At 43.9% G+C, this 13,113-nt stretch carries 12 protein-coding genes; 4 read left to right on the top strand and 8 right to left on the bottom strand.

The features are described from left to right. Positions 1-42: 42 nt before the first annotated feature. The 4 genes from murQ to AAFX28_RS11485 are packed head-to-tail and all read right to left on the bottom strand — an operon-like array spanning position 43 to position 4,550. Positions 43-963: an N-acetylmuramic acid 6-phosphate etherase gene (gene murQ, locus AAFX28_RS11470; protein WP_408687790.1), complete on the bottom strand. Its 921-nt coding sequence runs from the start codon at positions 961-963 to the stop codon at positions 43-45. Between the two features lie 8 nt (positions 964-971). Beyond that, positions 972-2,084, bottom strand: coding sequence for an anhydro-N-acetylmuramic acid kinase (locus AAFX28_RS11475; protein WP_408687792.1), 1,113 nt, complete (start codon positions 2,082-2,084; stop codon positions 972-974). Further along, complete coding sequence (locus AAFX28_RS11480) at positions 2,077-2,955, bottom strand: BadF/BadG/BcrA/BcrD ATPase family protein (protein ID WP_408687794.1); 879 nt, start codon at positions 2,953-2,955, stop codon at positions 2,077-2,079. The genes AAFX28_RS11475 and AAFX28_RS11480 overlap by 8 nt, the downstream gene beginning before the upstream one ends. A 2-nt stretch (positions 2,956-2,957) precedes the next feature. Next, a complete protein-coding gene (locus AAFX28_RS11485; protein WP_408687796.1) occupies positions 2,958-4,550 on the bottom strand; it encodes a sodium:solute symporter in 1,593 nt (530 codons plus the stop codon). Between the two features lie 235 nt (positions 4,551-4,785). Here AAFX28_RS11485 and AAFX28_RS11490 point away from each other — a divergent pair, with 235 nt between their 5' ends. Together AAFX28_RS11490 and nagZ are read left to right on the top strand one after the other, a co-directional pair. Continuing rightward, the gene (locus AAFX28_RS11490; protein WP_408687798.1) at positions 4,786-5,634 is read left to right on the top strand and encodes a MurR/RpiR family transcriptional regulator; all 849 of its coding nucleotides are present in this window, start codon (positions 4,786-4,788) and stop codon (positions 5,632-5,634) included. Positions 5,635-5,643: 9 nt separating this feature from the next. Next, the gene (nagZ, locus tag AAFX28_RS11495) at positions 5,644-6,630 is read left to right on the top strand and encodes a beta-N-acetylhexosaminidase (protein ID WP_408687800.1); all 987 of its coding nucleotides are present in this window, start codon (positions 5,644-5,646) and stop codon (positions 6,628-6,630) included. A 39-nt stretch (positions 6,631-6,669) separates the two neighbouring features. Here the strand turns inward: nagZ and btsR are convergent, their stop codons facing one another. Next, positions 6,670-7,389, bottom strand: coding sequence for a two-component system response regulator BtsR (gene btsR / locus AAFX28_RS11500; protein ID WP_408687801.1), 720 nt, complete (start codon positions 7,387-7,389; stop codon positions 6,670-6,672). Between the two features lie 9 nt (positions 7,390-7,398). Then, positions 7,399-9,075 carry a LytS/YhcK type 5TM receptor domain-containing protein gene (locus AAFX28_RS11505; protein WP_408687802.1) on the bottom strand — a complete coding sequence of 559 codons (1,677 nt, stop codon included), beginning with the start codon at positions 9,073-9,075 and terminating at the stop codon, positions 7,399-7,401. A gap of 237 nt (positions 9,076-9,312) precedes the next feature. On the opposite strand from AAFX28_RS11505, the gene AAFX28_RS11510 reads away from it, so the two are divergent. Beyond that, positions 9,313-10,386 (top strand): 3-deoxy-7-phosphoheptulonate synthase, encoded by a 1,074-nt coding sequence (locus AAFX28_RS11510; RefSeq protein WP_408687803.1) that lies wholly within the window; start codon positions 9,313-9,315, stop codon positions 10,384-10,386. Between the two features lie 22 nt (positions 10,387-10,408). Beyond that, positions 10,409-11,536 (top strand): bifunctional chorismate mutase/prephenate dehydrogenase, encoded by a 1,128-nt coding sequence (gene tyrA, locus AAFX28_RS11515; protein ID WP_408687804.1) that lies wholly within the window; start codon positions 10,409-10,411, stop codon positions 11,534-11,536. 46 nt (positions 11,537-11,582) lie between these two features. On the opposite strand, the gene AAFX28_RS11520 is transcribed toward tyrA, so the two are convergent. Together AAFX28_RS11520 and AAFX28_RS11525 are read right to left on the bottom strand one after the other, a co-directional pair. After that, the gene (locus AAFX28_RS11520; protein WP_408687806.1) at positions 11,583-12,596 is read right to left on the bottom strand and encodes a peptidoglycan DD-metalloendopeptidase family protein; all 1,014 of its coding nucleotides are present in this window, start codon (positions 12,594-12,596) and stop codon (positions 11,583-11,585) included. Positions 12,597-12,607: 11 nt separating this feature from the next. Then, complete coding sequence (locus AAFX28_RS11525; protein WP_408687807.1) at positions 12,608-12,979, bottom strand: PilZ domain-containing protein; 372 nt, start codon at positions 12,977-12,979, stop codon at positions 12,608-12,610. Positions 12,980-13,113: the final 134 nt, after the last annotated feature.

Genomic DNA, 13,113 nt, shown 5'->3' on the forward strand with positions numbered 1-13,113 from the left:
GACAAAAAAGGGCTCATCGATATGAGCCCTTTGTTATTGAGGTTATTGGTTTGATTCAACCGCTCGACGCAAGAAGCCCTCTTCTCGATGTAGCTGCTGTTTGGCATTGTTAACGTCCAATCCAGTGAGGATCATTAAGATAGCGAGTTTCACATCGTAATCTGTTTGCTCCAATGTGCGTGTGGCTTCAGCTTGGTCGCAATCTGTTGCTTGCATTACGATACGAGCAGCGCGGGCAACCAGTTTTTTGTTGGTTGCTTTTACATCTACCATCAAGTTCTGGTAGCTCTTGCCTAGGCGAATCATACTCGCAGTTGTCAGCATGTTAAGAACAAGCTTCTGCGCCGTACCTGATTTTAGTCGCGTAGAGCCGGTGAGAGCTTCGGGGCCGACAACTGGGCTAATCGCAATTTGAGCGATATCGGCGATTGGTGAGCCTGGGTTACAAGAGAGTGAAACGGTAGTCGCACCGATGTCATTTGCATAATTAAGAGCGCCAATGACATAAGGGGTGCGTCCACTTGCCGCGATACCGACAACTACATCTTTATCGCTAAAATCGATCGACTTAAGGTCTTCAACACCAAACTCAGGAGAGTCTTCTGCTCCTTCCTTTGCTTTTAAGATTGCTTCAGGGCCACCGGCAATAAGGCCAATAACCATTTGATCAGAGACACCGAAAGTTGGTGGACATTCTGATGCATCCAATACTCCAAGGCGCCCGCTGGTACCTGCTCCCATATAGATTAGGCGGCCACCTTGCTGAAATGCCGCTGTAATTTTGTCTACCGCTTGCGCTATTTCAGGTAGGACTTTTTCTACGGCTAAAGGCACAAGCTGATCTTGTTGGTTAATTCGCTTTACGATCTCTAGAGAAGGCAATAGGTCGATGTCCATTGTTTCAGGGTTTCGACCTTCAGACACAAGGTGAGATAGTGCAGCAATAAGCGCATCGTTAGTCATATAAATCCTTATTTATCAGCAGAGTACATCACGCCTAGAGAAACCAGCTTTGAGGCTCCGGTGACTTCAGGTAGGTTGCTTGGCAAGTTATGAATGCGGCGATAGGCGAGCCAAGCAAAAGCCATCGCTTCCATATTGTCACTGTCGATACCTTTATCATTGGTTGTCATCACATTCCAACCTGATAACAACTGGGTCAATCGCTCCATGAGAAGTGGGTTTTGTGCACCGCCGCCACAGACGAGTAGTTCGGGATCATTACCTAAATGGTACTTCTTAACTTCATGCGCAACAGTTATGGCCGTATATTCGCATAAAGTTCGTTGAACGTCTTGGTTCGACAATGTGTGCTGGGCCAGAATGCGTTCTAGCCACGGTAAGTTAAATAGTTCTCGTCCCGTACTTTTTGGCGCCGCTAATTTGAGGTAAGGTTCATCAAGCAGCTGATTGAGCAGTGACTGATTCACATCACCGCGTGAGGCAAACGCAGCATCTTTATCATAAGGTTGGCTGAGGTGTTTCATACACCAAGCATCCATAAGCATGTTGCCTGGTCCAGTATCATAACCAATCACTGGCAGTTCGGGCCTAAGCACTGAAATGTTCGCAATACCACCAATATTCAGTACTACCACACTCGAATGAGTTGATTGAAAAATCGACTGATGAAATGCAGGAACTAACGGCGCTCCTTGTCCACCCAATGCCATATCTTTGCGTCTAAAGTCGGCGACGGTATCAATCCCAGTTAGGGCGGCGATAATGTTGGCGTCACCAAGTTGCATGGTAAACGGGCTTTGGCTATTTGGCTGGTGGAAGACCGTTTGGCCGTGATTGCCTATCGCTGTAATTTGCGAAGCAGTGCAGCCAGTCGCTTTAAGAAGGGCGTTAACTGCATCGGCATAAAGTTTTCCAAGCTGGTGATCGATTTCACCAATCTCGACAAGGTTTGTTTGTTGCCCCAAACAGACGTTAAGTATTCTTTGTTTTAGATCACTAGGAATTGAATAGTCACGCGATGCTAAAAGGCGTAGGTGACCATCTTCAAATTCGACAAGTGCGGTATCTACACCATCAAGGCTAGTGCCTGACATTACGCCTATGTAGAGTTCTTTACTCATTAGTTACATCCATTTGTTGTCGCGCTAGTAAGGTTGCTCCATCTAAGGCACTTCCTTTTGCTTGGATAACCCTAGAGCGCCATTGGGGCTGTATATGTGATTGATAGTATGCGCCTAAACTACCTAGAAAGGCGATATCCAGCTCATTATTTTTACAGCACTTTGTTATTAATTTATCAATGTACTGATTTGCTTGAAACAGAATGTTTTTGCTGTACTCACAACCTTGTTGAGCAGCATTAAGTACATCAGGAGCAAACTGAGCAAAGGTCGATGCATTGGCCGTCTTAAGCCATTGCAAAACCATTGGACGGGTATGACCAATCGTCTTACTCAATTGCTTGGTAATGGCGCTGTGATGTCCTGTTTCTATCGCAGAAATCAATGAACGTACCGCTTGCTGACCTAGCCAAGCTCCACCGCCTTCATCTCCGATTGGAAATCCCCATCCACCGTAAATAGAAATCTCACCAGTGGTGCTAAACTTTGTTGCTACGCTGCCAGTACCTATCGCTATTGTATTCACTGGCATACCGTCGTTTGCGCCTAAGAGAGAAATATGTGCATCCGTTGTAACTTGGCATATTGGATACCGGCTTAGTGCCAGTTGTAATTGTTGTTTAAGCTCTATGTTCCCAGCACCGGCAACGCCAACCACGATTGAAACTTGGTCTGGTCGCAACTGGTGCTCTCTAAGACACTGTGCAATAGCAGACTTTATAGTCTCTATAGATGCAGGTCCTTGTTGAGTTAGAGACGACGGACCAAACGTTAAGGTGAAAAACGGGTCCGTCTTTAGGGGTTCCAGAGGTGTAAGACGAAGAGCGGTTTTTGTCCCGCCCCCGTCGACAGCAAGAAGGTGCGTAATCATTGTTAAGCGGTCTGCAATTTATTCTGTTCTTGTGACTGAGCCTTACCGCATAAGCAAACACATAGAGAAACCAATGTGCCAATACATAGCTGATATGGGAATGCCAGTCGTACGCCAACCCACTCTGGGTTTATGACACCCATAACCGTATCCCAAATGTAGGCTTGAAGTAGTAAGGTGGTTAGGAAGCCTGCAACGAGTGCTAGTGCTACTGAAGCTTCACTACCACGGTTGGTAAAGATAGCGGTGAAGTAGACCCCTAGTAAACCAGTGTAAGCAAAGACCATGACACTAAGTGCAAAAGACAGTAGCGGCATGTCAGTGTATTGCTGCCAGTAGTAACAAAGGATCCCCATGCTACCTAAAGCAATCGCTGCTGCAGCCATCCCAAAGCGTCCTACTTTGACATAGTGGAAGTCATCTTGAATGCCGTCGCGTGCTTCTTTCCAAGGTTTATATAAGTCTTGTACGGCAACCGAAGACATAGAGTTAAGGCCAGAGTTTAGCGTAGAGAGTGCTGCTGCAACGACGCCAACGGTAACTAGACCACGAAGACCAGCTGGCATTTCATTGAGAACATAGTACATAAAGATTGTGACATTTTCACCGTTGAAGCTCTGTACTACTTCTTTACCTTCTACACCCATTAGCTCAGGACGTTGGTAAAAAATGTACAGCAGTAGGCCGATAGTCATGAATACCAGTACCACAGGGATAGAGAAGATGATTGAGTTAATCATTGCTTGTGAACCCTGTTTTGCATTTTTACAAGTCAGTACGCGCTGTGTCATATCTTGGTCGAGGCCGAATGCGCCGATATTTAGCAATACAAAGCCGGTAATACACGCCCAGAAACTAAAAGTTCCAGCAGGAGAGAAATCTAAACTGAAGTCTAATAGGGTCAGCTTCGATATTTGCTCACCACCTGGGTTTTGTAGTGCACCAATAATCTGTCCCATGTCTGCCGGAATTTGCCCAAGTAGGTACACAATCACCGCAAGCGCAGCGCCGACGTATACGATCAATTGGATTAGGTCACTCCAAATAACTGAGCGGATACCACCCATGTAGGTATAGGCAAGCCCCACAACGACAAGGATGATGACGGATGTAACAACACTTGATGGTTCGATATTAGTAAACAGAATCATAGATACGGCAATCGCAGCCATGTACAAACGTGAACCTGACGCAAATACACGGCCGATGAGGTACATCAAGCCAGCACGTTGTTTGGTCTTTTCACCAAAACGTACCTTGAGTAATTCGTATACGGTAGAGACTTTGTTTTGGTAAAACTTAGGGATCAGTACCCAAGCAACGAAAAGAGCACCAAGAATGCCACCAATGTTGGTTGCTAGGTAAGTTAAATTGCCGCGATAACTTGACTCTGGTCCACCAAGAAAAGTGGCTGCAGATTGAGAGGTCGCCAAAACTGAAACGGCCACCACCCACATTGGCATGCTGTTCCCACCTAGAAAGTAGTCTTTTGTAGAGGTTATTTTGACACGACTAAAGTGCCATCCTGTGTAGGCTATCAGTGCGAAGTAAAGCGCAAATACTGCCCAATCTAATGAAGTAAATAGAGAATTCATAGCAGCTCCATAGCATGAATTGTGTAGGGTATATATCGTTGTTATTTTGCACAGTATGATGGGGTGAATAAGTAATCCCAAACTCTATTCCTTGATGGAATAGTGAGCAGTGTTTTTATTTGAGGATGATCTCAATTGGTGACTAAATCTATTCCAAATTGAATTAGAGGTTGGAATAGCTATTCCGAAAAATCACGAGATAGGTAAACTAAGCCGCATTAAGAGGAGTGTAAAAATGAAAGGTTTACCTCGTATCAATGCGATGCTTCCACAGCTTTCTCCTTCTGATCGTTTAATTGCTCAGTTCTTATTAGAGCATCCTGAGCAGGTAAAATTGCTCTCTTCACCAGAGCTTGCTAAAGCGATTGGAGTGAGCCAATCAACGGTCGTTAAGTTCAGTCAAAAGGTAGGGTACAGTGGCTTTTCAGAGTTAAAGTTGAAACTGTATGAAGGTGAAATCAGTTACCAACCAACCTCGCGGAAGGCTATTCATGGCTCAATTTCACGTAATGATGACACGCAAGTGGTGATGGAAAAGCTATTGTCTAGCAAACAGCACTCTTTAGAGCGGACGGTCGCTTTGAATGATGGTGCGAATATTCAATCTGCTACGGAACTTCTCCACAAGGCGAACAAAATTCAAATCGCTGGGGTAGGGGCTTCATCATTAGTTGCGAAAGACCTGAGTTATAAGCTGATGAAGATTGGACATGCGGTTCATTGTGAACATGATGCCCATATTCAAGTTGCCAATGCCTCAGCCTTAAATGAAAGTGATGTGCTGATTGCGTTATCGTATTCGGGACGTAGTCGAGAAGTCTTACGTGTGGCTCAAATAGCGAAAGGGCGTAAGGCCAAGGTCATTACCATTAGCCAACTTGCACCGACACCACTAGACAAATACTCAGACATTAAGTTGCAGACTGCAGCAGACGAAGAGCAAATACGAAGCTCGTCAATCACAGCGCGAGACAGTCAATTATTGATTACCGATTTGCTCTTTATTGCACTGACTCAGAGAGAAGAAAGTGCAGATCAACTGATAGAACAAAGTAAATCCGCGGTTGCGGCATTAAAACAATAAGGATTCATTATGGGACCATTATGGCTAGATGTGGAAGGTTGTGAACTGACTGCAGAGGACAAAGAAATACTGCAACATCCTACTGTTGGTGGTGTGATTCTTTTTGCCCGTAACTACCATGACAGTGAGCAGTTACTTGCTTTGAATAAATCGATTCGTGAAGCAGCTAAGCGTCCAATTTTGATTGGTGTGGATCAAGAAGGTGGTCGAGTACAGCGCTTTCGAGAAGGGTTCTCACTTATTCCTGCCGCAGAGCAATATGCCAAACATGCAAACGGTGAACAGCTAGCAGAACATGGTGGCTGGTTGATGGCTGCAGAGCTTGTTGCACATGATATAGACTTGAGCTTCGCGCCAGTGCTCGACAAAGGGCACGAATGTAAAGCGATCGGTAGCCGAGCTTTTGGTGAAGACGTCGAGAGTATCATCCGCCACAGCCTAGCCTATATGAAAGGCATGAAGTCAGTCGGCATGGCGACAACGGGTAAGCACTTCCCGGGTCACGGGGGGGTGATTGCTGACTCTCATTTAGAAACGCCATTTGATAACCGTGACACTATTCTTGAGCAAGATATGGCGATCTTCAAGGCGCAAATTGAGGCAGGGATATTAGACGCTATGATGCCTGCACACGTTGTGTTTCCACATTATGATGATCAACCAGCCAGTGGTTCGCAGTTTTGGCTAAAGCAAGTTCTACGCGAGCAACTTGGCTTTAACGGTATTATATTTTCTGATGATCTTACTATGGAAGGCGCTGCGATTATGGGAGGACCTGCAGAGCGTGCTCATCAATCGCTGGTGGCTGGTTGTGATATGGTGTTGGTATGTAATAAGCGTGACGCACAAGTAGAAGTCTTAGATAACTTGCCAATCATGGAAACACCGAAAGCTTCGCAACTTATTAAAACGCATAGCTTTACTCTGTCAGATCTTCAACGCAGTGACCGTTGGAAGCAAGCATCACAAGCGATGCAACGGCTAATTGAGTCTTAAAAAAGAGCCACGTAATGTGGCTCTTTTTTTATTTGCTGGTTAGTGAAAACCAAGCATCTCTTTTAATGTTTTTAAGTAACGGCGACTAACTGGAAGCGGGTGAGTACTGACGGTTATAATTTCGGCTAAGCCGTTTTCTAGCAGTTTGATTTCTTTGATTGCTTGAATGTTGACCAGATACTGCCGATGGCAACGAACCAAACTGGTTTTCTCTTCCAGTACTTTGAGAGTAAGCTGTGAGTCTGCTTTTTGGTCATGAGTTTGAACATGTACACCACTAATGTCGCTGTATGCAAACTCTACATCCTTAGTTGGAATAATGACGATTCTATTTAGGCCAACACAAGGTATTTGATCCAAGCTTTGTGGCGCAATAGCCGAAACTTGCTGTTGCGTGTTTTGATGAGACTTGAGTAGTCGCTTGACGGTTTTATCTAAACGAGAGGTATCTACGGGTTTAAGTAGATAATCAAATGCATTGTCTTCAAACGCTTGAATAGCGAATTCATCATAGGCTGTGACAAACACCACTTTCGGCATTGTTTCAGGGTCGAGCATACCGAGCAGTTCAATGCCGGTAATTTGTGGCATCTGAATATCAAGAAAAACAACGTCAGGTTTGAGTTGGTTGATCTTCTTTAACCCTTCAATGGCGTTGCTGGCTTGATCAACGACCTCAATATGCCCAGTTTCTTCGAGCAACTCTGTTAACTCTTCACGAGCAAACAGTTCGTCATCTATGACTAAAGCAGAAAGCATAGCAATACCTTAATACGAGTTCTTATCAGGAATAATAAAGCTCATTCGGGTTAATTGGTTGGGACTTACCTCAATATTGAGAGCTGCAACTCGACCAAACTTATTGGTAAGCCTTTTATCAACGATTTGCATGCCTAAGCCTGCATGATCTTGTGAAGGAGCGACATAGCTACCTGCATTGTCTTCAACCACGACCTGCATACCGTTTGATACATCTCGACTGTAAATATGGATATGTCCACCTTCGAGTAGGTTTGAAATACCATGCTTGATGGCGTTTTCGACTAAGGGTTGCAGAGTGAAAGTCGGGACCTTACGTTTTAGTAGTTCATCATCAATATCGATATTCACTTCTAAGCGATCGGTAAAGCGGGCTTTTTCAATGGATAGGTAGGCATTGACGTGTGCCAACTCTTCTTTCAGGGTAACTGTCTCTATATCTTGCTTTAAGTTGCTGCGAAAAAAGTGTGATAACTGTTGGATCAATTCGCGTGCCTTAGTCGGATCTCGGCGAACTACGGCACTGATGGTATTGAGTGCATTGAATAAGAAGTGAGGATTCACTTGAGCATGAAGCAGTTTGATTTCAGCTTGAGAGAGAAGGGTCTGTTTCTGCTGGTATTCACCAAATAGAATTTGGCTCGATAGTAACTGAGCAATACCTTCTGCCATCGACATATTGATAGTTGAAAATAACTTACGCTTTGGTTCGTATAATTTAATGGTACCAATCACTTTATCACCGGTGCGCAGAGGAATGATCAGTGCCGAACCAAGTTTACAATCAGAGGAAATTGAGCACTGATAAGGCTTTTCTTTGCCATCAAGATAGATGATATCGTTTTGGCTAATCGCGTCTAAAGTGCTTTGCGATGAAATTGGTGTATTGGGTTTATGATGGTCAGCACCGATGCCAACAAAAGCGAGAATCTTTTCATCATCGGTTATTGAGACTGCCCCGACATTGGTTTCTTCATAAATAATACGAGCAATTTTATCTGCATTGTTTGAGTTAAAGCCAGACGCAAGAATACCAACAGAACGCTCGGCAATGTTGAGCGCTCTTCGCGAAAATGTCGCGGAATACTCTTCAAATATTGTTTTCCTATCTTGCAAGATACTCATAAACAGGCCGGCTCCGACAGAGTTAGCAATGATCATCGGTGCGGCAATAGCTGAAACGAGTGTATAAGCTTGATCGAAAGGTTTAGCCACGATCAGTATGATCGTCATTTGAACCACCTCTGCGACTAAAGTGATTGCAAATACCACGCTCGGGTTGAATAGCTGCTCAGATTTTCCTTTTCTAACAAAGTAAACGTGGAACAAGCCCCCAATCAGCCCTTCAGCGGTCGTGGAAATCGCGCAAGCTAAGTCAGTGAATCCACCTAAAGAGTAACGATGAAGGCCACCAGTAAGACCAACGAAAAAGCCAACGATAGGACCACCAAATAAACCGCCCATCACCGCGCCAATAGCCCGTGTATTGGCAATTGCGTCATTGATCTGTAAGCCGAAGTAGGTTCCCATGATACAAAAGAGAGAGAAAAGCACATAAACGCTTACTTTATGGCTTAATCGGTTTGAGATATTAAGCAGAGGCAAGAAGATCGGTGTCTTACTCAGCATATAAGCAAGCATTAGATAGACACACATCTGCTGTAGTAAGGAGAGTATTAAGTCCATAACGGTAAAGTCGGTGGTATTTAAGGACTATTTTAGAAAAGATTGTTGTGAGAAAACATGCTTAGTTCATAATTCTGATATAAAACCTGAAAAATGCATCTGTGTAAATTTATTTTTACACGATGTTTTTTATTGTTTACATCTTGAAATCTAATTTCAGGCTGTTATCTTAGCGTTATTCCAGCCGGGTTGATACGGATTACGCTTGGTGTAAAAAAAAATATACAGGTTAGAGTTATGCAGAAAAGTGAATTGAGCAATATTAACATCAGTGATGAGCAAGTACTGATTACGCCAGACGAATTGAAAGCAAAATTGCCGTTGAGTGATAACGCTCGTCGCTTTATTCAAGAGTCTCGCCAAACTATCGCCAATATTCTTCACAAGAAAGATCACCGTCTTCTGATTGTTTGTGGTCCTTGTTCTATTCATGATATTGAGGCTGCGAAGGAATACGCAAAACGCCTTAAAGCTTTGTCAGAGCAACTGAGTGACCAACTGTATATTGTTATGCGTGTGTACTTTGAAAAACCACGTACCACTGTCGGCTGGAAAGGTTTAATCAACGACCCGCATTTAGATGGCTCATTTGATATTGAGCATGGTCTTCATGTTGGCCGCGAACTTTTAGTTGAGCTGGCTGAAATGGAAATTCCTTTAGCGACAGAAGCTCTTGACCCAATTAGCCCTCAGTACTTAGCAGATACTTTCAGTTGGGCTGCCATTGGTGCACGTACGACCGAGTCACAAACTCACCGTGAAATGGCGAGTGGTCTGTCTATGCCAATTGGCTTCAAGAACGGTACAGATGGCAACCTTGCAACAGCAATTAATGCAATGCAGGCTGCATCATCAAGCCATCGCTTTATGGGTATTAACCGAGAAGGCCAGGTAGCTCTTCTGACTACTCAAGGTAATCCAAATGGCCATGTTATTCTGCGTGGTGGTAAACAGACAAACTACGATTCAGTATCAGTAACGGAATGTGAGCAAGACATGGCAAAACATGGCTTAGATGCTTCATTGATGGTTGATTGTAGCCACGCTAACTCACGTAAAGATTTCCGTCGTCAACCTCTTGTTGCAGAAGATGTTATTCATCAAATTCGCGAAGGCAATAAGTCAATTATTGGCCTTATGATCGAAAGCCATATCAATGAAGGGAACCAGCCTTCTGATATTCCTCTAAGTGAGATGCAATACGGCGTTTCTATTACAGATGCCTGTATCAATTGGGATACAACTGAGGCACTATTACGTCACGCACATGAAGAGCTAGTTCCTTTCCTAGAAGACAGACTGAAAGGCTAAAACGAGAGCACAAGGAATATCAATGGCCGTTGAATTGAACGAATTGCGTGATCAGATTGACGCAGTAGACAAGCAGATTCTAGATTTATTATCACAACGACTTTCTTTGGTTGAGAAAGTCGGCGAAGTGAAGAGTGAGCATGGTTTACCCATCTATGCCCCAGATCGTGAGGCGGCGATGCTCGCTTCTCGTCGTGAAGAAGCAGAAAAGAAAGGTGTACCGCCTCAGCTTATTGAAGACATCCTTCGCCGTACAATGCGTGAATCTTATGCCAGTGAAAAAGATTCAGGATTTAAGTGCCTGAATCCTGAGCTTCGCTCTGTTGTGATCGTCGGTGGTAATGGCCAGCTTGGTGGTTTGTTTGGCCGCATGTTCAAATTGTCTGGTTACGATGTAAAGGTATTGGGCAGTAAAGACTGGGATCAAGCAGATGCGATCTTGGAAAATGCGGGCATGGTTGTAGTCACGGTTCCAATCCACTTAACAGAAGGTGTGATTGAAAAGCTCTCAAACTTACCAAGTGACTGTATCTTATGTGATTTAACTTCAATTAAGTCAAAGCCTCTTGAGGCAATGCTGAATGTTCACCAAGGTCCTGTTGTTGGTCTACACCCTATGTTTGGCCCAGATGTTCCGAGCTTGGCAAAGCAGGTGATTGTCTACTGTGATGGACGTGGTGAAGAGCATTACCAATGGTTGCTAAAGCAGTTCTCTATTTGGGGGGCTAGCCTGTGTCAGATTGATGCGAGTGAACACGACCATGGTATGACATTAATTCAGGCACTGCGTCACTTTACCTCGTTTGCTTACGGTCTACACCTTAGCCGTGAAAACCCGAATATTGATAAGTTATTGCAACTGAGCTCACCGATTTACCGCCTTGAACTCGCTATGGTCGGACGATTGTTTGGGCAGGATCCAAATCTGTACGGTGATATCATTCTATCGTCACAGGAAAACATCGATATGATTAAGCGCTTCCATCGTTGTTTTGGAGAAGCGTTAGAGATTCTCGATGGTAAAGATAAGCAAGCGTTTGTAGAAAGCTTTGATCGAGTTAGTGATTGGTTTGGTGATTACTCGAAGCAATTCCTAGATGAAAGCCAAAACCTATTGAAGCAGGCGAATGATTCTATTCACCGCGGATAATAAGCCGATATAAATAAAAAGAGCGACCACTGGTCGCTCTTTTTATTTATTGGATAGAGAGAGTTTCTTTTGTCGTATCAGGTTCATTTTTCACGGTACTGACCGAACTGTCTTGGTATGGGTTATTGGTAAGGTTCACTTGCAGTCGAACGGTGTCATCAATTAACTTTACCAATGGCGCCCATTTTACTTTTTTCTCTTTTTCAAATAGATAGTTAAAGTTTTCAGGTGTCCAGTCCATTGTATATTGTGGGTTCAATGAACGGCCTAAGAAGCGTACTTCATAGTGGAGGTGTGGACCTGTTGAGTTACCTGAGTTACCACAGGTAGCAATCAAATCGCCTTTACTCACAAATTGGCCGCTACGCACTTTAAACTTTTGTAGATGAGCATAGGAACTCATAAAACCAAATGAGTGGCGAACCGTTAGGAAATTTCCAAAACCTTTCTTACTTGGTCGAACGGTTTCTACAACACCATCGGCTGGTGCATAGATCTCTTCACCACGTTTACAGGTGAGATCGATGCCAGTATGGGTATGGCGTTTGCCTGTGATTGGATTAGTACGTCGACCGTATGATGAAGATACTCGCAGGTAATTAAGTGGGGAGTCATTCGGAATCATACGAAACATTGTGGCGCGCACAGCGGAGTCAATTGCAGCTGCATCAAGGCGGTTTTCTAGGTTACTTTCATCCACCGATGCTTCATTCGCCAAACCCAAAACAGATTCAACGTCATAGACGCGTTGGCCAAGAATATTGATTTGATCACGCTTCTCTTCAAGTTCTTGAGAGAGACTATGAGTTTCTTTAATTTGCTCTTGATATAGGAGCTCAATATCTTGCTTCTGTGTTTCAATCTCTTGAAGCTGGCTCGCCAATGCACGAAATTCTTGCTCTGTTTGGCGCTCTTGCTGCCAGCTATAGAAACCGTAGCCTACACCAGCAGCAATTGTGCCTGCGAAGGTAGTAATGGAGAGTAGCAGTGCAGTTCTAGAGACATGGAAATTTTGTACCCCTGATTCGGCAGGGATAGAAATGGTAATTTTTTTTGACATAACTCGTTAGGTTAGGCGTACTCACCCAGATCAGATAGGTGTTCAATGTCTCTGTGTAACAGTTCATCGTCACCTACGTTCAATTCAACTAACCGCTTTAAATGTCCGATACTTTCAATATCAATATGATCAATACATAGACGAATCACATTGTTATTAAGTCCAACGATATTCCCTACCAGTTGGATCGAGACATCACTTCCTGAAAGCGAAAACTCAACATCGACTTGTTTATCAGTATCGAGCAGTGTTGACTGGTCACTGGTAAGGAGCAATCCGTGTAAGGAAAGATCGCTGACCGCGGCATAGACCTTCGTTGAGTCTTGCGTCAGTTCTGCCTGAGTTTGATATACAATTCGTGAAAAACGGCGTCGTTCAATCATAACTTTCTCTCTTAATTCCAACTCAGAAGAGTATCAAAATTACAGTGGCCACTATGCGTGCTCGTTCGCATTCTTCACGTTAATCAATACCGAATTTATCCGTATTGAGATCGATATAATAAAGGCCGCTAATA

This window comes from Vibrio sp. TBV020, from assembly GCF_046056895.1.
Taxonomy (GTDB): domain Bacteria; phylum Pseudomonadota; class Gammaproteobacteria; order Enterobacterales; family Vibrionaceae; genus Vibrio.